Raw genomic sequence first — 20471 nt, 5'->3', positions numbered from 1 at the left:
TTAAAAAGGTTATCCACAGAATCTGTGGATAACCATGTTGAAGACTATTTTTAACATGGTTAAGTTGCTGATATTTAACTGGTAAAAGTGCTGGTTATTTTTTGATACATTATGTTTTGTCTAATATTTATCTTGTTAATTTCTGCCTGAATCATCTCAATTCTTTATCCTTAAAAGATCTCGGGATCGTTTTTATCCCGTCTTCATAGTTAGAAAATACGCAAAAGTAGTGGCATTGTTTGTTGGGCTCTATTGGGTTTTAGCAACGTTTAAAGCTGTGTCTTTGTACCGTTTATGCGCGTAAATATGCTACTTGTTATTATCAATAAAAGTTACATAGCTAATTTAACGCCACATTTATCACCTTGCTATTATTTGCTATAAAACTCCTCTATTATCGATGAAATGATTAAGTACAGGGGATTTATTATGTCTAGTCGCGTTTATGTTTTAGCTCAATTTAAACCAAAGCCGGGTAAGGAGTCTGAGTTGTTTGAGGTATTAAAGGCACTAGAGCCGGACTCATACCGGGAAGAGGGATGTATTCAATATATGCTCACCCGTCAGATTGACCATCCTAGTGCCACGCGTAATGAATATCCGATTGTGTTTAACGAGATCTGGCAAAATGCTGAAGCCTGGGCTGCTCACGGTAACCGCCAGCAAATTAAGAACTTTTTTGAAACTCAAGTGCAAGCTGAAACAGGCTTAGTGGAAGATGCAATCGTTACCGCTTACAGTGATGAAGGACACCATTACGATAGCCCGGTTTATAAGTAGTTCTGTCTATTAATAGTCTGCTTTCTGAGTAGTTTCTAGGTAATACGTTTTTAAGAATAAGCTGACTTAATAAAAATTTAAATACAAAAAAGCCTGCAAATGCAGGCTTTTTATTGGGATTAAAACGAGGCTAATTAAGCTTGTTCGTTTTGAGCCGCTTGAATCGCAGTTAGAGCGATGGTGTAAACGATATCGTCTACTAGCGCGCCGCGTGATAGATCGTTCACAGGCTTACGCATACCTTGAAGCATTGGACCAATAGAGATCAAGTCAGCACTACGTTGTACCGCTTTGTATGTTGTATTACCCGTGTTTAGATCTGGGAATACGAATACAGTCGCTTGACCAGCAACAGGGCTGTTAGGCGCTTTAGAGCGAGCAACGTTTGGCATCACTGCCGCATCGTACTGTAGAGGACCGTCGATCATGAGATCTGGACGTCTTTCTTGAGCAATACGAGTCGCTTCACGAACTTTATCAACGTCTGAACCTGTACCTGAACTACCGGTAGAGTAACTGATCATTGCAACGCGTGGCTCAATACCAAATGCAATTGCAGATTCTGCAGATTGAATCGCGATATCAGCTAACTGCTCAGCGCTTGGATCTGGGTTAATCGCACAGTCACCGTAGATGTATACTTGATCAGGCATTAGCATGAAGAAGATAGACGAGACTAGGTTTGAACCTGGTGCAGTTTTGATTAACTGTAGTGGTGGACGAATTGTGTTCGCTGTGGTGTTAACCGCACCAGAAACAATACCGTCTACTTCGCCTTGAGCAAGCATCATAGTACCCAGTACCATGTTGTCTTCTAATTGCTCTTTAGCAACAACTTCAGTTAGGCCTTTACCACGACGTAGCTCAACCATAGCTTCAACGTAACGGCTGCGTGATGTTTCAGGATCAACGATTTCTACGCCTTCACCTAATACAACACCTTGTTGGCTGGCAATACGCTCGATCTCTTCGCGGTTACCTAAAAGCACGCAACGAGCGATACCACGTTCAGCACAAATAGCTGCAGCTTCGATTGTTCTTGGCTCATCACCTTCTGGCAGTACAACAGTCTTACGCGCAGCACGAGCAAGTTCAGTTAGCTTGTAACGGAATGCAGGTGGCGATAGACGGTGTTCACGTGGAGAGTTCTTAGTGATGCTCTCAACCCAGTTTTGGTCGATGTGGCTGGCAACGTATTCTTGAACTTGTTCAATACGTACAGCGTCATCTACAGGCACTTCGTGATCGAAACGCTGGATGTTTAGCGCTGTTTGCCAAGTGTTAGTATCGATTAAGAATACTGGTAAGCCGGTTTCAAAAGCTTGTTCACAAAGCTCCATGATTTGTGGCTCTGGCTCATAACCGCCAGTTAGTAGTAGTGCGCCAACTTTAACGCCATTCATAGATGCAAGACATGCAGATACGATAACGTCTGAGCGGTCGCCTGAAGTCACTAGTAGTGAGTCAGTTTTAATATGGGTAACCATATTAGGAATGCTACGAGCACAGAAAGTCACCTTACGCATACGACGAGTGTTCATCTCACCAGCGTTGATGATTTTAGCGCTTAAGTGCTTAGCCAGATCAGATGCACGTGGGGCAACAAGATCTAGGTTGTAAGGCACGCTACCTAAAATACGTAGTGGGCTCTTACCTGGAAGTTGGAACATGCTTGCTGCGTCTGGACGCGGCATTTCGTCATGGTCAAATACTTCTGATAGGTCAGGGCGCGCACGACCTTCGTCATCAACTGGAGCGCCAATTTTATTGATAATGGCACCAATTAGACGCTTGTTTTCAGATCCACCCCAAGAGTTATGAGAAATCTCTAGGCGGTTCATTAATGCTGTAGCGCTTTCGTTGCCTGGTGTAGCAACAAAAATGATGTCTGCATCAAGTGCTTTAGCGATTGCGTGGTTAACATCGCTAGAGAAAGGATGGTTACGAGTTTGCACCAAACCTTCAACGATCAAGGTTTCAGTATCATCAGCACATTCTGTTGCACGAGCAATAATTTGCTCCATCAACACGTCAGTTTGGTCTGCACGAATTAGCTTTTCTGCGTGATCCATCTCGAATGGCTCGAGTGGATTAACAGTTGGAGACTTGCTCAGAATTGTCGTAGAGCGCTCTGGACCATTGTCGTTTGGACGTTGTTGGGCGATTGGCTTGAAAAAGCGTACTTTAACGCCATGGCGTTCAAGTGCACGAACCATACCTAGGCTGATGGAAGTTAAACCAACGCCGGTACCCACTGGAATGAGCATAATGTTACGAGACATATTGACCTCTTGGAACTCGGTGATGCCATACAAAGTATGACTAAAATCTTTACTGCGCTAACTACGGCTAATACTGAGTATTAGCCGTATTATCTTGCTTTATTACTTGATTAGCTCGATTGCGTCTTGCGCAATAACCCACTCTTCATTAGTAGGGATAACCATAGCAACAGTACCTTCATCAGTAGTGATTTGGCCACCGTTACCGAAACGAGCTGCAGCGTTACGCTCTTTATCAACGTTGAAGTTGAAGATCGCTAGAGAATTAAGAACTTTCTCACGGATTAGATCAGAGTTTTCACCGATACCACCAGTGAACACAACTGCGTCAAGACGCTCTAGTGGCACTGTGTAAGAAGCGATGTACTTAGCTAAACGGTAGCAGAAGATTTCTAGTGCTAGCGTTGCGCCTTTATGACCTTGCTCGAAACCTTCTTCGATGCCACGGCAATCGTTAGTTAGTTCAGAAATACCTAGCAGACCACTTTGCTTGTTAAGTACTGACTCAACTTCGTCTAGTGTGTAACCTAAACGGTTAACTAGGTGGAAGATAACTGAAGGATCAACGTCACCACAACGTGTACCCATTACCAAACCTTCTAGTGGAGTTAGACCCATAGAAGTATCAACACTCTTACCGCCTTTAATAGCAGTAACAGATGCGCCGTTACCTAAGTGAGCACAAATGATGTTTGTGTCAGCTTCGTCTTTACCTAGTGCAGCAGCGGCTTCGCGGCTGATGAATAGGTGGCTAGTACCGTGCATGCCATAGCGACGGATAGCATTTTCGCGGTATAGCTTGTATGGCAGTGCGTAGATGTATGCTTTTTCTGGCATAGTCTGGTGGAACGCAGTATCAAACACAGCTACTTGTGGTAGTGCAGGGAATGATGCTTGCGCTGCACGAATACCGATTAGGTGAGCTGGGTTGTGAAGAGGTGCTAAAGTTGCACAGTCTTCAATACCTTGAATAACTGATTCGTCAATGATTACTGAGCGAGTGAATTTCTCACCGCCGTGTACTACACGGTGACCAATTGCTTGGATCTCGGCAGCGATTTCTGGGTGAGCACCTAGAATGTCGTTAACAATGTATTCAACAGCTTCTCTGTGAGCAGTGAAAGCACCTAGGCTAGCTTCACTTTTCTGGCCATTAACTTTCCATTTGATTCTTGAATCTTCAAGACCAAAACATTCAGCTAGACCTGAAATTTGGTCATCACCAGTTAGCGCATCAATAACGGCAAACTTAAGAGATGAACTACCACAGTTAAGCACCAGTACCAGTTTGTTTGACATGTTTAAACCTTTTGCAATAAATAGTGGATCCGTTTGATCCACCCAGTAACAAAACTTCTATGGCAACTATAGCCGAAGTCGTAAAGTATGCTCTTCAAAAGAGCAAAATTTGTGTCTTACTCTGCGCTAGCCCTTGGGGCATGCTGAGTGTTTATGCTAAAGTTAGGCTGTTCTTTTTATTTATAGGTGCCATCTTTGAGCATTCAAGTTCTCAAAACCTTGGGCGAAGGTCGTCGTTATATGAAGACTTGGCCTATGGTTCGACAACTCAGTTTTTACTTTCCTGAGTATCGCGTTATGCGAGCCACTAAACTTGCTCTACCGTTAATGCCATTATTGGCCATATTAGCGGCAGCGAGTCAGCTATACTTGCACGGTTGGAGCTATTTACCCCAGGCGATAACTATCGCGTTATTCTTTATCAGCTTGCCTATTCAAGGCTTACTTTGGTTAGGTTGGCGTGCTCGCCATCCACTGCCGCTTTCATTACTTGATTGGGGCAACCAATTGTCGACTAAATTAATCCAATTAGGTGTTAATTGCCGACCGCTTGGCGCTAAAGCATGTTATTTCGATATGGCACTCATTTTAAAGGCCGCTTTCGAGCGCTTAGACGCTAGCTATTGGGAAGAGCTGTAGCACTTCCCGTTTTCCCCGCAATATTAATAAACTGCGTTAATACCTAAATTGGTAAAAGTTTGCTTTATCAGTTCCATGGTCTCTTTACTAGGTGGAGAAATATCATTAAGTTCATATTTCTCTCCCATCGCTTCCCACTTATGCTTACCTAGTTCGTGATAAGGGAGTAACTCGACCTTTTCCACGTTAGTCATAGGTTGAATAAATTCAGCAAGAGCCTGCGCTGATGGGATATCGTCGGTGTAACCACCAACTACCACGTATCTAATCCAAGTTTTTTGCCCACGCTTGTGCAGGTATTCTGCAAACTGAAGCGTACGCTGGTTGCTGACATTGGTTAGATCGATATGCTTTGCATCATCAATCTGTTTGATATCTAGCATCACCAAATCTGTGTTATCGAGTAATTCATCGATAATCGGTGTGTGTTTACGAACAAAACCGTTGGTATCAAGACAGGTATGAATACCTTCTTTTTTACAGGCTTTGAAAAGCTCAGCTACGAAGTCTGCTTGTAAAATTGCTTCGCCGCCACTTGCGGTCACACCACCGCCACTGGCTTCAAGAAAAGGTCGATAACTAATGATTTGACTCATTAAGTCATCGACTTTCATTTCTTTACCACCGTGTAAGTCCCAAGTGTCGCGGTTATGGCAGTATAGACAGCGCATTAAGCAGCCTTGCATAAAGGTGATAAACCGAATGCCCGGACCATCTACTGTTCCAAAAGATTCTATTGAATGAATCCGACCGATAACTGCCATCTATACTCCTGTTTAGCTGATGCTGGCTTAGCCTAGCATCAGCCCAATCGACACTTAATTAAACTTACAGACCTTTAGTAAAGGTACGGGTAATAACGTCTTGCTGTTGCTCTGGTGTTAGCGAGTTAAAACGTACTGCGTAACCAGAAACACGGATAGTTAACTGTGGGTACTTATCTGGGTTAACTACTGCGTCTTCAAGCATTTCGCGGTTCATAACGTTAACGTTTAAGTGTTGACCACCTTCACGGTTATCGTTGTGAGCGAAGTAACCATCCATAAGCGCTGCAAGGTTAGTCTTACGTGCATCATCATCTTTACCTAGTGCGTTAGGTACGATAGAGAAGGTGTAAGAAATACCGTCTTGAGCGTGAGCAAATGGTAGTTTAGCAACAGATGTTAAAGAAGCGATAGCGCCTTTTTCATCACGACCGTGCATTGGGTTAGCACCTGGAGCAAATGGCGCGCCAGAACGACGACCGTCAGGTGTGTTACCCGTCTTCTTACCGTAAACAACGTTAGAAGTAATGGTTAAGATAGACTGTGTTGGGATCGCGTTGCGGTACATCTTCATGCGACGGATCTTAGCCATGAAGCGCTCAACTAATTCAGTAGCGATATCATCAACACGTGGGTCGTTGTTACCGAACTTTGGATAGTCGCCTTCGATGTCGAAGTCTACAGCAATACCGTTTTCATCACGGATTGGCTTAACAGTAGCGTACTTGATAGCAGCTAAAGAGTCAGCAGTGATAGAAAGACCTGCGATACCACACGCCATAGTACGACGTACATCTCTGTCATGAAGTGCCATTAGAGCAGATTCATAAGAGTACTTGTCGTGCATGAAGTGGATAGCGTTTAGTGCAGACACATATTGTGTTGCTAACCAGTCCATCATAGTGTCTAAACGACCCATAACGTCATCAAAGTTTAGTACTTCGTCAGTGATTGGAGCTGACTTAGGACCGATTTGAGCGTTAAGTTTTTCGTCAACACCGCCGTTGATTGCATACAGCATAGTCTTAGCAAGGTTTGCACGCGCGCCGAAGAACTGCATGTGCTTACCAACAACCATTGGGCTTACACAACAAGCGATAGCGTAATCGTCAGATTCGAAATCTGGACGCATTAGGTCATCGTTTTCGTACTGGATAGAGCTAGTATCGATAGATACTTTAGACGCATACTTCTTGAAGTTTAGCGGTAATTGCTCAGACCATAGAACCGTGATGTTCGGCTCTGGGCTAGGACCCATGTTGTACAATGTGTGTAGGAAACGGAAGCTAGACTTAGTGACTAGAGTACGACCGTCAAGACCCATACCAGCGATAGACTCAGTCGCCCAGATTGGGTCACCAGAGAATAACTCATCGTATTCTGGAGTACGTAGGAAACGAACCATACGTAACTTCATTACGAAATGGTCAACCATTTCTTGAGCTTGTTGCTCAGTGATCACGCCATTTTTGATGTCGCGTTCAATGAAGATATCTAGGAAGCTAGAAGTACGACCTAAAGACATAGCGGCGCCATTCTGGCTCTTAACTGCAGCTAGGTAGCCGAAGTAAGTCCACTGAATAGCTTCTTGAGCATTAGTCGCAGGTAGAGAGATGTCGAAGCCGTAGCTTGCTGCCATCTTCTTCATTTGACCTAGAGCTTTATGCTGCTCTGCAATTTCTTCACGAAGTTGCATAGTGTAAGACAAGTTTTCGCCAGTTTCGAAGTCAGACTGAAGTGAACTGAATTGAGCAAACTTGTCCGCCATTAGGAAATCAATACCGTATAGCGCTACACGACGGTAGTCACCAATGATACGACCACGGCCGTATGCATCTGGTAAACCAGTCAAAACGCCAGACTTACGACAACGCATGATTTCTGGCGTGTAGATATCGAACACACCTTGGTTGTGTGTCTTACGTAGCTCTGAGTATACGTATTTAACGTCAGCGTCTAGTTCACGGCCGTATGCAGCGCAAGAACTTTCAACCATACGAATACCACCGTTTGGCAACATAGCGCGCTTAAGCGGAGCTTCTGTTTGTAAACCAACGATAGTTTCTAGATCTTTAGTAATGTAACCCGCTTCGTGAGAAGTGATTGTTGATACACGTGAAGTATCAAAATCTACAGGAGCGTGAGTGCGGTTTTCTTCTTTAACGCCAACCATAACTTTGTCCCAAAGTTCGGTTGTTGCTTCAGTAGCACCAGCAAGGAAAGACTCATCGCCTTCATAAGGAGTGTAGTTAGCTTGAATAAAGTCACGCACATTGACTTCAGTTTTCCAATCGCCAGCGGTGAAACCTGCCCACGCGGTTGCAAACTGTTCAGTTTTTTCGGTCATCGTACAATTACCTTCTGTTTGAGATAAGGTTGTTGGGTATCGATATTGGCTCTAAATGAGGCGTGCGATACACCAATAGTAAATTCTTAAACGCGTTAAACATGAATTCATATTGACGCGTTTCGAAGTAATTTCACTTCGCAGTAATCTGTTCAGTTCAATTGTCTTGTATTCTCCAGCACTCATCTCTGGCTGAAGATTAAAATTGGTAAGACCAATTAACCATGATTATATTAGCATAACCTAGGATGCACTGCACTTAAATCAGTCTTCATCTGGCTGAGAAATGCAAAAACTGTTACCGAGGTAGCACTTTTTGAACGATAGCTGCTTTTAGTGTCTCAGGTTTATTGCTTGAGTTTAAAACTGGTCTGATTTTCGCAAGTTACTTAAAGTAAATATGTAAGCCTATGCTCAGAGTTTCAATATCAAGCTAACTTCTTGCTAGAAATAATGCTTTAACAATAAAAGCACTATAAATAGCATCGAAATTATAGATGAAAAATTACCTCTGTTACCAATGTCGGTCTAGTTAGTAAGCATTTAATTGTGAGCTTGAAGTTGAATACATATGAATCAACTTGGCTAAAAAATAACTGCCAAATGTGTTAGTCAAGCTGTAGTAATCAACAAAGTGGTCATTTAATTGTTTAGCTAAGACAATAAACCACTATCTTTAATGCTCTAGTCGGTGTGAGGTTGCTAACTTGTAACCTGTATGTATTTACCGGTTTTAGGGGCAATACGGCAAAACTGCTCAGGTCATATTTTGTGAGAGTGATATTACAGCTTTAACTGGAAATGGCATGTTGCGATAAGGGAAAGTGCTACCGCGATAGTCGAGTGGGCTTTTGGCTGGCTAATGAATAATGGCTATAGGCGACACGGATAAATTTGGAGATTTTTTTAGTGATTATAAAGCAGCTGCAACCTATTCCGAATAGCATCCGTTATCACAAAAGATATGTTTTTTTTGTATATCTGTAACCGAGAAAAACCAGTGCAGCAGGGCGATTGTATTGCAATAAATGGCTCTTCCCATCAACGAATCGACATAAATGAATGGGATAAACTCGTCATAATTAGATCTAGATTAAACTATGATCATATTTTGCTATATTAGTAAGGCGTTTTTAATGCCTTTATTTTACAGCTATGTTATCTTGGCTTACATAAAATCAAATTGGTATGACCAATTTACCTTTGAGGCGCTAGCCCTCATTGAACATACCGGTTTTGGTTCTGTATTTTTAAGTCTTGTTTAGACTGTAAGTGATTGATGAATATTGGGGTTGTGGAGATAGTTTATGTTATTTGTATTCGGTTTTGACAGACGTAACCATATTGGGTGGATTAAATGACTGTGAATCACCAGCCAAACAAGGCACCTGACACTTTGTCTGCAGCTAAATTGAGCCTCGTTGAACAAGCTGCGAGTTATGGCGCAGATAAAGTTTTCAAGTCTAAGAAGCAATCTTTTGGACTCGCTATTTTTGCGGGTGCTTTTATTGCTTTGGCTTTTGTTTTTTATATTACCGTCACTACCGGTAGCCAAGGTTCTTGGGGGCTAACACGTTTTATTGGCGGTTTAGCGTTCAGTTTAGGTCTGATCCTAGTTGTGGTTTGTGGTGGGGAGTTATTCACCAGCACAGTGCTTAGTAGCGTTGCTTGGGCACAGAAAAAGGTTAGTACCCTAGCGGTAATTAAGTGCTGGGCACGCGTGTATGCCGGTAACTTTGTTGGCGCTATGTTGATGGTGTTACTCATCACGCTAGCCGGGATGTACCAACTCGATGGTGGACGTTGGGGATTAAGTGCACTGAATATTGCACAACATAAATTGCATCACAGCTGGACTCAAGCATTTGTCTTGGGGATTTTATGTAACATGATGGTTTGCCTTGGTGTATGGATGACATTTGCCACCAAAGACATTTTAACTAAAGTTGTACTGCTTATGTTGCCAGTTGCTATGTTTGTTAGCAGTGGATTTGAGCACAGCATCGCCAATATGTTTATGGTACCGCTAGGGATCACTATTCACCAGTTTGCTGATCCTGCCTGGTTTGAAGCATTAAACATTAGCCGTGATAAGTTTGCTGATTTAACGATAATGAACTTTGTCTTCAATAACCTTATCCCTGTCACGTTAGGTAACATTGTCGGTGGCGGTGTATTTGTAGGCTTGGGCTATTGGATGGTAGAAAACAGCGCGCTAACAACTCAATCAGTTAATGAAAGCACGCAGTTTGTTGATGCAACGACTCGTGCGGACTCTGCAAGTAAGCGTTAGTGCTTGGTTACTAGGTGTTAGGTTTTTCTTAAATAAAGCAGTTCAGATGAGCTGCTTTTTTATTGGTTACGAAAACAGTATTTAGTGACTTTATATAATGATCCGTAGGTTTTTATTAGTGATGAGAATTGAACGCGAATCATGTTTTTACTAAATGGCCCGCAGATAGCTGGTATCGCTGATTATTATTGATTAAAATTTACGGCTTACACCAGCAGTGGCGCTCCTCATATATGAGTTTACTTACAAAAACCTCATTGTTACTCGCTTTTAGTTACTTTTTCCTTTGGTGTGCCGGCCCTTTATGGTTGCAACACTTTGGAACTTGGTATGGTTTACCCTTATGGTTTTGGCTTTCCTGTATTGCTGCGCCAATACTATTGATAGTCAGCCTTAGTTGGTTGCTGAGCCGTATGACTGAAAAACATAATGACTAGCTTAATTCCGGTATTAATTTATTTAGCGCTTAGCTTAGTGATCACTCGAATCTGGAGTGCCCGTCAATCTAGCCAGTCAGCATTACTTAATGATGATAAAGCGAAACGTTTTTTCATAGGTGGTGCTTTTCTTGGTGGTCCATTATTAGCGTTAACACTTGTTGCAACCTACACCAGTGCCGGGTCATTTATTGGTGGTCCTGGGGCTGCTTATAAATACGGCTTAGGCTGGGTATGGCTTGCTGTGATCCAAGTGCCAGTGGTTATTTTAACGTTAGGTGTATTAGGGCCTAAGTTTTTAGCGCAAAAACAACGATACAGCACCATTATTGAATGGTTAGACAATCGCTATAACAACAGCTGGTTAAGTAGTATAGCTATGCTAAGTTTAGTGATTGGCTTTGTGGCTATGATTGCGGTGCAATTTATTGGCGGTGCGCGTTTGCTTTCAGGTGTTACTGGCATAAGTTATGAATTAGGTCTCGGTGTGTTTGTCGTAACCGTGCTGGCTTATACATTAACCGGTGGCTTTCGCGCTGTAGTTTTAACTGATGCGCTGCAAGGCATGGTAATGCTGATGGGGTTAATTATCTTGTTGATGGTTATTCTTACTCAGCCAGATTTAGCGAGCAAGCTTGCATCTGAGACCTCAAATACACCTGAATTACTCAGTCCTCATGGAGTCGGTGATGCCCTTGGCTGGCCTATGATGTTGTCGTTTTGGGTGTTAATTTGCTTTGGAACTATGGGTTTACCACATACTATTGTCAGGTTGCTTGCGGTGAAAGATAGTAAATCATTGAAGCGTGGCATGATTTGGGGAACATTAATCTGTTTTTTAATGACACTCATCCCACATCTATGTGGTTTTCTAGGTCGCATTCTTTTTCCTGAATTAGTGATCCCAGATCAAATCATGCCAACGCTAATTGCGCAACTGATGACGCCGTTTTGGGCTGGGATTTTACTGGCAGCCCCTATTGCGGCAGTAATGTCATCAGTGGACTCAATGTTATTGCAATCTGCAGTGAGTATCGTGCGTGACGGCATTGTAAAAACTAGACCCAATATGACTCCTACTCATCAAGTTCGATTAACGCAAGTAATGATGATTGTCATCACGGCATTAGCTTGTTTTTGGGCAATAGAGCCACCAGACATGATTGTGTGGATAAACCTTGCGGCATTTGGTGCTCTGCAGGCCGTTTTTTTATGGCCTATAATAGCCGGACTATTTTTCCCTAGTGTCAGTGGTCAGTCGGCTTTGATTGCTATGTGCAGCGGAATGCTGAGTTATTTGGCCTTACAGCTACAAATCCCCTTGCAAGCGGGTATACATCCAATTGTTCCTGCACTGGTGTTTTCACTATCTATGTTGCTGCTCAATCATATCATCGAACATGCGCTTGCTAAACGAACTGTGACTAATCAGTAATACGAGGGGCTGTATTAATCCCTAAGTAAAGGTATAACTTATGAAACGCTAATGTTATGGCTTAATGTTAGTTGTACATAAATAGGTTAACCCCATGCTGGTCAAGGGCTAGACATTGGTTTATATTTGCCGCCATATAATAATAAAGTGGAAGCAAAATGGATCCTGTTAGCCCAATAAATACTAGCAACGAGCAAGCAACTGCCTCTGGTGTAAGGTGGAAAATGCCTGACACTCTCGTCATCATCTTTTTTGTCGCCATTGCGGCAGCCGTTCTGACTTACTTTGTACCGATAGGCTCTTTTGACACTCAGGAAGTGACTTATGTTGTTGACGGAGTTGAAAAAAGTCGTAGCGTTATTGATCCAAACTCTTTTGCCTTTGAAGTTGATGATGCAGGAGAGCCCATTTTAAAGCCCGTTGCCTTATTTGAAGGACATGGCGGCGCAGGCTTTTTTAATTTTGCCTTTGAAGGTTTGGTATCGGGCTCAAAATGGGGCAGCGCTATTGGCGTGATCATGTTTATGTTGGTTATTGGTGGTGCGTTTGGCATTGTCATGGCTACAGGCACCATAGACAACGGCATATTAAAGCTGATTGATGTGACACGGGGCAAAGAGGGGCTGTTTATACCGGTTATCTTCATCCTGTTTTCGTTAGGCGGTGCAGTATTTGGCATGGGCGAGGAGGCCATCGCATTTGCGATTATCATTTGTCCACTGATGATCCGTTTAGGCTATGACGGTATAACAACTGTTATGGTGACTTATGTTGCCACCCAAATAGGTTTTGCCGCATCGTGGATGAATCCATTTAGTGTTGCAATCGCTCAAGGTATTGCTGGCGTTCCGGTACTTTCTGGAGCGGGTGTCCGCTTTATTATGTGGACGGTCTTTACCTTAATGGGGCTAATTTTTACCTTAAGTTACGCCGCAAAAGTAAAAGCTAACCCTCTGCACTCATACAGTTATCAAAGTGATAGCTATTTTAGAGAAAATCAAAAAGAAGCCAAGTTAGATAGTCGTTTTAATCTCGGCGATATTTTAGTGCTGTTGACGATTTTTGCTACCGTTGCTTGGATTATTTGGGGCGTGGTTACCCAAGCCTGGTTTATCCCTGAAATCGCCAGCCAGTTTTTCACTATGGGTATTGTTGTCGGTATTATTGGTGTGGTGTTTAAACTTAATAAAATGGACATTAATACGGTCGCGGTAAGCTTTAAGCGGGGCGCTGCAACCATGTTGGAGCCGGCTGTACTGGTTGGTTGTGCCTCCGGTATTTTATTATTACTTGGCGGTGGTGATGCTTCGACTCCAAGTGTGCTCAATACCATTTTGAGTAAGGCTGGTGAGTTTATTGGCCAGTTGCCAAGTGTGATGTCTGCTTGGTTTATGTATGTGTTCCAGTCGGTGTTTAATTTCTTTGTAACATCAGGATCAGGCCAAGCAGCGTTAACTATGCCGCTAATGGCACCGTTAGCCGATCTTGTGGGGGTTACGCGGCAAGTATCTGTACTTGCGTTTCAACTTGGTGACGGCTTTACCAATATTTTAGTACCGACTTCAGCTTCTTTGATGGCGACCTTAGGTGTCTGCCGCGTTGACTGGGGACAGTGGCTTAAGTTTATCTGGCGTTTCATGTTAGCGTTATTTGTTGTTTCAAGTGTTATCGTTATTGGTGCGCATTACTTGGGTTTTAGCTAACGATTAAATAGAGCACGATACTTTTACATAACGCTGTTTAAGCTCCCTTTCTGGGAGCTTTTTATTAAACACAATTATAGATTGGCATTATATTTTTAATTATTTTCTCATCAAAAATTTTTTGATTTTAGTCATTTAGGTGGCCTTACTTTAGACATAAAAAAACGGCACCTAAGGTGCCGTTTAAAATACTATCAGGTTAAGTGAGCTTAGCTTAGAACTTCACTTCACCTTCAATAAAGTACTCTTGACCACGAGCATTGTAGATCCCACGTGGGTAGTGAGGCCACTGAGTATCAGTTGGGTCAAAGTTTGGACCCGCATCAAACAAGTTAATGATACCTGCTTTTAGCTTAATAGACTCTGAGATAGTGTAGCCTGCAGTTAGGTTCCACTTAGTTTGTGAAGCCACTTCATGATCTTCTTCTACAAACGCTTCACCTGCATTTTCAGCAGCTTCTTTGAAAGATTTGTACTGTACACCATGCATACGCGCAGTGTGGTAAGCGCCTAAAGTCGCCTCAAAATCTTCAATGTAGTAACCCAAGATTAAGTTTGCACGATACTGTGGTAAACCACCGTTTTCGATATCATCTTCAACAGGATCAGTTGAAGTTAACTGGTACTCAGAATTGATGATATAGGTACCGCTAAAGTTAAGCTTAAGCTCACCAAAACTATTTAGATCCCAAGAATAACCTGCTGTTAAATCTAAACCGCGAACCTTTTGGTAAGCAAGGTTTTGTGCAACAGCATTAATGTGAGTAATAGTACCTTGGTCGTCACGGGTGATCATGTCTTCATACAGCTCATAATCACGAGCGGCTTGAGAAGCGCTGATGTCGCTGACCATGTCATCAAGTTTCCATTCCCATAAGTCAAATGAAGCGTCAAATGAATCACCGCCCCAAACAGCACCTATGTTAGCTGTATAACCTGTCTCAGCATCAAGCTCTTGGTTAGCACCGGTTGTGGTATCAATGTGTAATTCATTACATACCGCATTCAGCAGTTCATCAGGATAAACGGTACCTGGTGTACCGCCCATAGCTGCACATTGCTTAAAGTCGATTACAGTCGTAAATGCATCTGTTGGATCGCCGTATACACGGTGCATATCTGGTGCACGGAATACTGAGCTCCAAGAACCACGAACTAACAGCTCTCTAACAGGGCGGTATTCAACAGCAATTTGTGGCGAAAGATTACCGCCAAAGTTATCGTAATGGTCGTAACGAAGTGCTGCATCGATTGTTAAATCATCTAATACAGGGAAGCTAACTTCAGCATAAGTCGCCCAGTTTTTGCGTTCACCAGCACCTGACGAACCACCTTTGCCTAAGATATTGCCATTTTTAGACTCTGAATCAGAGTCTGTTTCGTAGTCTTGAATCGTGTATTCAGCACCAAACGCGAACATCGCATCGCCAGCATCCATCTCAAATAAGGAACCTGTGATGTTTGCTTGTACGTTCTTTTGGGTAGACTGAGCACGTTCAAATGAGCTGTAAGCCACTTTATCTGCATCTTCTGCTGAGATATTTTCTAACAGAGAGTTACCGTTTTCGCCTGCAGTGATGTAGTCAAACATACCGCCAACAGTCGCGTTACCGCTGCCGAAAACATCGACACTGGTGCGACCGTAGTTTACTGATGCATCCCAGCTGTATTCGTCAGCAATTAAGCCTTCCAAGCCTGCGGTAAAGAAGTAGTTACGAGTTTTGGTTTCTGTTGAGCGATGTCCTAACTCATGTAGACGACGTGCATAGTAATATGAGCCGTCTTCTGCATTGGCAAAGTCGCCACCAAGACCTGTGTCTTTGTCGAACTCTTTGCTCATGTACCCATCTTTGCCAATTTGACCATAACTGACAGTTAGTTTGTCACCATCAACTGTGATGTCGTAATCATCAAATGCTGAAGGCTCGATGTTAGTAACAGACTTAGCTTCTGCAAAATCTAAACGTCCGACAAAGCTAACATCTTCAGCTAGTTCATAGTTGAAGTTGGTTGAGCTGATAAAACGTGTACTTTCAGGTTGAAGATCACGCCATGCAGAGCGATCGAAACCACAAGTGCTGCCGGTCCAAAGGAATCCGCCAGCTTCACATTCTTGTTCAGTTAATACGCGCTGACCCGTTGGAGTTTCGCCGCCTACAGGCTTAACACCTGCAATGCGCGCACCGTATGAGCTGTAGCCAGAAAACTCACTATGTGGAACATTGTCGGTATGAAGACCAAAGTTATCTCTGTCAGATGCTAAAAGAGACTGGTTGTCAGTAAATTCGATAAAGCTAGATACGTTACCTCTGTCTGAAGACGCACCCAATGATAGAGAAATACGGTCACTTGCACCGCCACCGTTAGTGGTATCGCCATGACGGTATTTAAGGGCTACACCTTCAAAATCTTTCTTTAGAATGATGTTAATTACCCCACCTACTGCGTCAGCACCATAAATAGCTGAACCACCCGATTGTAGGATTTCAATTCGTTGTACCGCTTCCATAGGCAGGTTAGCAGTATCAACAAAGTTGTCTGTTCCGCCAGCGGGTTTTGGATATTGGTTTAAACGCTTACCGTTGATAAGGGTTAAGGTACGGTTTGCACCTGCACCACGTAGGCTGATAGAAGATGCTGCAGGTGTGAATCCGTGTACAGACTGAGTTGTCATCGCGCCAGTTGTCGAAGTTAGGCTTTCTAATGCCTCTTGAACGCTAGTGAAACCCTGTTTAGACATTTCATCAGCGCTTAACACTGTGACTGGTGTGGCTGTTTCCATATCGCTACGTTGAATACGTGAACCTGTAACTTGGATACGTTCTACATTTTCATCATCGGCTGCAAGAACTACTGGCGAGCTAAGTGCTGCTGTTGCGGCACCTGTAGCTAACGCAAAGCGGATTGCTTTGGCCAATCTTGAGTTAAGCTGCATATCTTTTACTCCCTTGGAACTCATCATCATTATATTTTTTATTTAGAATTTGCTTTTTAAGATGTTGCAAATGTATCTAAAAGCTATTCCTGAGGCGGGATATAAACACAAGTAAATAACTGGAGCAACATGCTATTTACAGGTGTGTTACGGTGTGGTTTGTTGGTTTATTGTTGTCTCGATTAACTTATTTTACCCTTAATATTAACTTTAGGTGTTTAGTTGTACTGTGGGTGTTATGTTTGTTTTTCTAGCGTTACTTACAGGTTTGTTTTTTGGGGCTAAATGTTTGCCGTATGGTTTCTTTTATTGGAAGTGTACAGCTGTTTAATCTTATTGGTATGAGGGTGAATAAAAAACGCCAAACGTGAAGAAGGTCACGTTTGGCGTTTAGCATTTAAAGTGCAAAGTAAAAAAATATGAGGAGATCTAAGTAATAACCTTGGGCTCAGCCTATTAAAAAATGAACAAACTCATATACCTGATTACTAAATTACGCTGCGCTTAAGGATGCTACCTTTGTAGTGAAACAGGTACTTTGTTGCAACATAAGTGACAACTAGGGTTGCTACAATTAATTCTACTTTGGCTGTAATTAACAAATCTGCTGATACATTGTTGGCACCGAATGTAGCGACTATCCAGTTAACCGTTTTAAATAAGGCGGTAGCACCGATCACCATAGGGAAGGTAAATGCCGCATACCCTGGTGAAAAAGGCAGTTTTAGTAAGTGGAAAAAAGCCAAGTAAATCACACTTGTCATCAGTAACGCTAACGTTAACAATACTCCTACAATAATTAGAGATGGCTGCGAGGTCATTGTTAAGTATCCAGCAAGAGATAAGCTCGCAGGCGCAGCCATAATCGCTATTGTTGGCTTTGCTGCATCGGCAATTGGCTCACAAAATATCAGGCGATATAACATGATAGGTAACATCACCAAGTAGCTCACCATACCAAACATCAATATTGCATCAGCGAGCCATTGATATTGCATTTCAGAGCCATGAGGGAAAGATACAGCCGCGACAATAATGCCGATAGGGGGAACAAACCAACTTGGTACCATATGCTCAAGTTTAAAGTCAATTGCACGATAATAAATGAACATGCTTAGAAAGCCGATATGGATGGCGATAGCTGTCAACCATAAAGCGACGCCAACAGCATGATTGAATTTCCCCAGAGCTGCAGAGACAACCATTAAGCCCATAGCAAAAGTAGGGATCACACTGCCCACTACAGGGTGGGTCAGCTCTTCAATAAGTACTCTAGGGTGAAGTACAAATTTCGCGACTAACATCAGCAACATAACTGCAGCAATAGAGGCACCGACTAGTTGACCTTGACCATTTAACCCTGGAACCATGCTTTCCCAAGCCCAACCAAGGCTTGCGATAGCTAATGCTAAACCTGCCATTGGACTAGGTAGACGTGAAACACGATGTCTAAGAGTTTGGTTATTTGTGCTGGTCATAATGAAATCCTTCTAACAATCTTTATGAGATTATATTAGCGAACACGCGCATTAATTAAAATTGAAGTTAAGTTAATCTTGTGTTCAATTTTTCTTAATAATCGTGTTCGCTTGAAGTTAAGGCTTGCGTTTACAACGCAGCAGAGTATGCCCAAGACCAATGTTATCGATATCTTCATCTACAAATAAACCCGCTTGGCTGATTAATTTAAGTAGCGTTTTACTGTGATACATACGGCTATTACCGTTGGCAATGGCGGTAAAATATAGCGAAGTTGCATTCACACAATAAGCACCTGCCTCAAAGGGTTGGCGATCCCAGAAAGTTTCTAAAATACACAGCTCACTATTTGGTTTCATAACCATAGCTGCACGTTTTAATATGCTAAGGATCTCTACTTCAGAAAAGCAATCTAAGAATTGGCTCATCCAATATAGATCGCCGTTTTCACAAAAAGGTTTTTGCTCGTCTAAAAGATCTGTCACAAAAGCATGTACTCGCTGTTCAACGCCAGCATTTTCTGCATTTTCCATTGCAACTTTTAATTGTCCCGGTAAATCCATTATGGTGACTTGTACGTCTGAGTTATAACTAGTACAAGCGAGAGCCCACTTACCAGTATTACCACCCACATCGACAATATGCTTAGGCTGTGCTTGAAAAATTAATGGCAACAATGACTCAAAAGCATGGTCTGAATAGTAATGATCAAACTCAAACCAACTCTTTTTTATCTCGTCTGGTAGTTGGCTTAAACCGGGATAAATAGTAGGCCAATCACCAAGTGAAGCTAGACCTTTAGGTTTGCCCTCTAATAAAGAAGCCTCTAGTTCAAACAAACCTTGGTAACAAACGTCATGGGTAAAATTTAAGTTTACTTTCGCCATATCGTCATGCAATAAAAAGTGGCCAATCTTATCCAATACGTAGGTATCATCTTTAAGGTAAAGCAAACCCATACTAAGTCCCATATCGACTAGCACACCGATTGCATATTCAGATAGTTCAGACTGCATGGCTAAGGCATCTAGGCTACAGCCTTTATCACCGTGTTCAGAGATTAATTGCAATAGGTTAAATTTCAAAAGGCAACGGGCAACTTGAAAGCTAATAGGGGCGAAAGCAATTTTCTGAGCTTCAAATTTTGCATCAAAAGCGCTGATAGAAAGAGGAGAGCGATAAAAGGACATAAGTTAACCGAGATAAGCGATGACATAATTAGTGAGGCGCGCATTTTACATGTTACAGTTTGTTTATTGTTTGAACTTGATCTGACTTCAGGTGCTAAGTTGGCCTGTTACAGCTGAAGAAGCCCTTTTATAACGTTAGCAGGCCATTTTTAGCAATTAAGGAAGCCAATATGCTGGAAGCATTGACCTATGTTGGTCGGCAATCAAATCGAAGCGATGGACAAGCCCGCAGAATAGAGATTTTAGAAGCCACTTTACGTCTTATCGTCAAAGAAGGGATCCGAGGTGTTCGGCACCGAGCTGTGGCGAGTGAAGCATCGGTGCCGTTATCGTCAACAACCTATTATTTTGACGATATTAAAGATCTTATTAGTGATTCGTTAACTTACTTTGCTGAAAAAACCTTATGGATGAATAAAGCGTTAGAGCAAAAAAGCTATGGATTAGTTGAACAAGTCTTACTCGAAAAGCAAAGCGCTAATTCACTGCAAGTTAAAGACTTTATTACCTCGCAATTGAGTCAATTCATTTGTGAACATATCAAAGCGCAGTTGGCTCATAAGGACGATAGGATCTTAGAGGCTGCTTTTCATGAAGAGGCGCTTCGTAACCCACAGTTAGCTGCGGCAATTAGAGCGCTTGATAATAGTTTTATTAGTAGTATCGATAACTTTTTTCGGGCATTAGGCTCTCACTCTGCCAACGCAGATGCTCACCAAGTGTTAGCCATCATCAAGTTCTTAGAGTATCTGTATCTGATTCGTGGAGAGATTAACGAAACAGAGGTGTTTGATATAATTAGCACAACGGTGGGGCACATCGTTAAGGCACTACAAAATTAATGTTTGATAAAAGGCATAAAAAACCCCAAGCAATACTTGGGGTTCT

General features: G+C 42.5%; 13 protein-coding genes. 6 read left to right on the top strand and 7 right to left on the bottom strand.

Annotated elements, in window-relative coordinates; all coding sequences use genetic code 11:
* The first annotated feature begins 429 nt into the window (after positions 1–429).
* The gene (locus L2747_RS16720; protein WP_249000146.1) at positions 430–780 is read left to right on the top strand and encodes a putative quinol monooxygenase; all 351 of its coding nucleotides are present in this window, start codon (positions 430–432) and stop codon (positions 778–780) included.
* Between the two features lie 134 nt (positions 781–914).
* On the opposite strand, the gene pta is transcribed toward L2747_RS16720, so the two are convergent.
* Together pta and ackA are read right to left on the bottom strand one after the other, a co-directional pair.
* Positions 915–3062, bottom strand: coding sequence for a phosphate acetyltransferase (gene pta / locus L2747_RS16715; protein ID WP_249000145.1), 2148 nt, complete (start codon positions 3060–3062; stop codon positions 915–917).
* Positions 3063–3164: 102 nt separating this feature from the next.
* Complete coding sequence (ackA, locus tag L2747_RS16710; protein ID WP_249000144.1) at positions 3165–4361, bottom strand: acetate kinase; 1197 nt, start codon at positions 4359–4361, stop codon at positions 3165–3167.
* A gap of 195 nt (positions 4362–4556) precedes the next feature.
* Here ackA and yfbV point away from each other — a divergent pair, with 195 nt between their 5' ends.
* Positions 4557–5000 (top strand): terminus macrodomain insulation protein YfbV, encoded by a 444-nt coding sequence (yfbV, locus tag L2747_RS16705; RefSeq protein WP_249000143.1) that lies wholly within the window; start codon positions 4557–4559, stop codon positions 4998–5000.
* Between the two features lie 23 nt (positions 5001–5023).
* On the opposite strand, the gene pflA is transcribed toward yfbV, so the two are convergent.
* Positions 5024–5764, bottom strand: coding sequence for a pyruvate formate lyase 1-activating protein (gene pflA / locus L2747_RS16700; protein WP_249000142.1), 741 nt, complete (start codon positions 5762–5764; stop codon positions 5024–5026).
* 64 nt (positions 5765–5828) lie between these two features.
* On the bottom strand, positions 5829–8111 hold the full coding sequence (gene pflB / locus L2747_RS16695) for a formate C-acetyltransferase (protein ID WP_249000141.1): 2283 nt from the start codon (positions 8109–8111) through the stop codon (positions 5829–5831).
* A 1357-nt stretch (positions 8112–9468) separates the two neighbouring features.
* On the opposite strand from pflB, the gene focA reads away from it, so the two are divergent.
* From focA to yfcC, 3 genes are all read left to right on the top strand, one after another.
* Positions 9469–10404, top strand: a complete 936-nt coding sequence (gene focA, locus L2747_RS16690) for a formate transporter FocA (protein ID WP_249000140.1) — start codon at positions 9469–9471, stop codon at positions 10402–10404.
* Between the two features lie 429 nt (positions 10405–10833).
* Entirely contained in the window at positions 10834–12276 is a 1443-nt protein-coding gene (gene panF / locus L2747_RS16680; RefSeq protein WP_249000138.1) for a sodium/pantothenate symporter, read from the top strand.
* A 158-nt stretch (positions 12277–12434) separates the two neighbouring features.
* Positions 12435–13979, top strand: a complete 1545-nt coding sequence (gene yfcC / locus L2747_RS16675; RefSeq protein ID WP_249000137.1) for a putative basic amino acid antiporter YfcC — start codon at positions 12435–12437, stop codon at positions 13977–13979.
* Positions 13980–14193: 214 nt separating this feature from the next.
* On the opposite strand, the gene L2747_RS16670 is transcribed toward yfcC, so the two are convergent.
* The 3 genes from L2747_RS16670 to L2747_RS16660 all read right to left on the bottom strand — a co-directional run bounded on the left by L2747_RS16670 (position 14194) and on the right by L2747_RS16660 (position 19583).
* Positions 14194–16914 (bottom strand): TonB-dependent receptor plug domain-containing protein, encoded by a 2721-nt coding sequence (locus L2747_RS16670; RefSeq protein ID WP_249000136.1) that lies wholly within the window; start codon positions 16912–16914, stop codon positions 14194–14196.
* 488 nt (positions 16915–17402) lie between these two features.
* Positions 17403–18392: a TDT family transporter gene (locus L2747_RS16665; protein ID WP_249000135.1), complete on the bottom strand. Its 990-nt coding sequence runs from the start codon at positions 18390–18392 to the stop codon at positions 17403–17405.
* 117 nt (positions 18393–18509) lie between these two features.
* Positions 18510–19583: a class I SAM-dependent methyltransferase gene (locus L2747_RS16660; RefSeq protein ID WP_249000134.1), complete on the bottom strand. Its 1074-nt coding sequence runs from the start codon at positions 19581–19583 to the stop codon at positions 18510–18512.
* 170 nt (positions 19584–19753) lie between these two features.
* Between L2747_RS16660 and L2747_RS16655 the strand changes: the two genes are divergently transcribed.
* Positions 19754–20425 (top strand): TetR/AcrR family transcriptional regulator, encoded by a 672-nt coding sequence (locus tag L2747_RS16655; protein WP_249000133.1) that lies wholly within the window; start codon positions 19754–19756, stop codon positions 20423–20425.
* Positions 20426–20471: the final 46 nt, after the last annotated feature.

Origin of the sequence: Shewanella marinintestina (genome assembly GCF_023283845.1) — a bacterium.
Classification (GTDB): Bacteria; Pseudomonadota; Gammaproteobacteria; order Enterobacterales; family Shewanellaceae; genus Shewanella; species Shewanella marinintestina.
The sequence above is the reverse complement of the archived record's forward strand: the minus strand, read 5'-3'. Positions and strand labels throughout refer to the sequence as shown.

Coding starts and splice junctions, on each gene's coding strand:
- L2747_RS16670 (WP_249000136.1), bottom strand. CDS start 16,914: ATGCAGCTTAACTCAAGATTGGCCAAAGCAATCCGCTTTGCGTTAGCT.
- pflA (WP_249000142.1), bottom strand. CDS start 5,764: ATGGCAGTTATCGGTCGGATTCATTCAATAGAATCTTTTGGAACAGTA.
- focA (WP_249000140.1), top strand. CDS start 9,469: ATGACTGTGAATCACCAGCCAAACAAGGCACCTGACACTTTGTCTGCA.
- panF (WP_249000138.1), top strand. CDS start 10,834: ATGACTAGCTTAATTCCGGTATTAATTTATTTAGCGCTTAGCTTAGTG.
- L2747_RS16655 (WP_249000133.1), top strand. CDS start 19,754: ATGCTGGAAGCATTGACCTATGTTGGTCGGCAATCAAATCGAAGCGAT.
- ackA (WP_249000144.1), bottom strand. CDS start 4,361: ATGTCAAACAAACTGGTACTGGTGCTTAACTGTGGTAGTTCATCTCTT.
- L2747_RS16665 (WP_249000135.1), bottom strand. CDS start 18,392: ATGACCAGCACAAATAACCAAACTCTTAGACATCGTGTTTCACGTCTA.
- L2747_RS16720 (WP_249000146.1), top strand. CDS start 430: ATGTCTAGTCGCGTTTATGTTTTAGCTCAATTTAAACCAAAGCCGGGT.
- yfcC (WP_249000137.1), top strand. CDS start 12,435: ATGGATCCTGTTAGCCCAATAAATACTAGCAACGAGCAAGCAACTGCC.
- pta (WP_249000145.1), bottom strand. CDS start 3,062: ATGTCTCGTAACATTATGCTCATTCCAGTGGGTACCGGCGTTGGTTTA.
- L2747_RS16660 (WP_249000134.1), bottom strand. CDS start 19,583: ATGTCCTTTTATCGCTCTCCTCTTTCTATCAGCGCTTTTGATGCAAAA.
- pflB (WP_249000141.1), bottom strand. CDS start 8,111: ATGACCGAAAAAACTGAACAGTTTGCAACCGCGTGGGCAGGTTTCACC.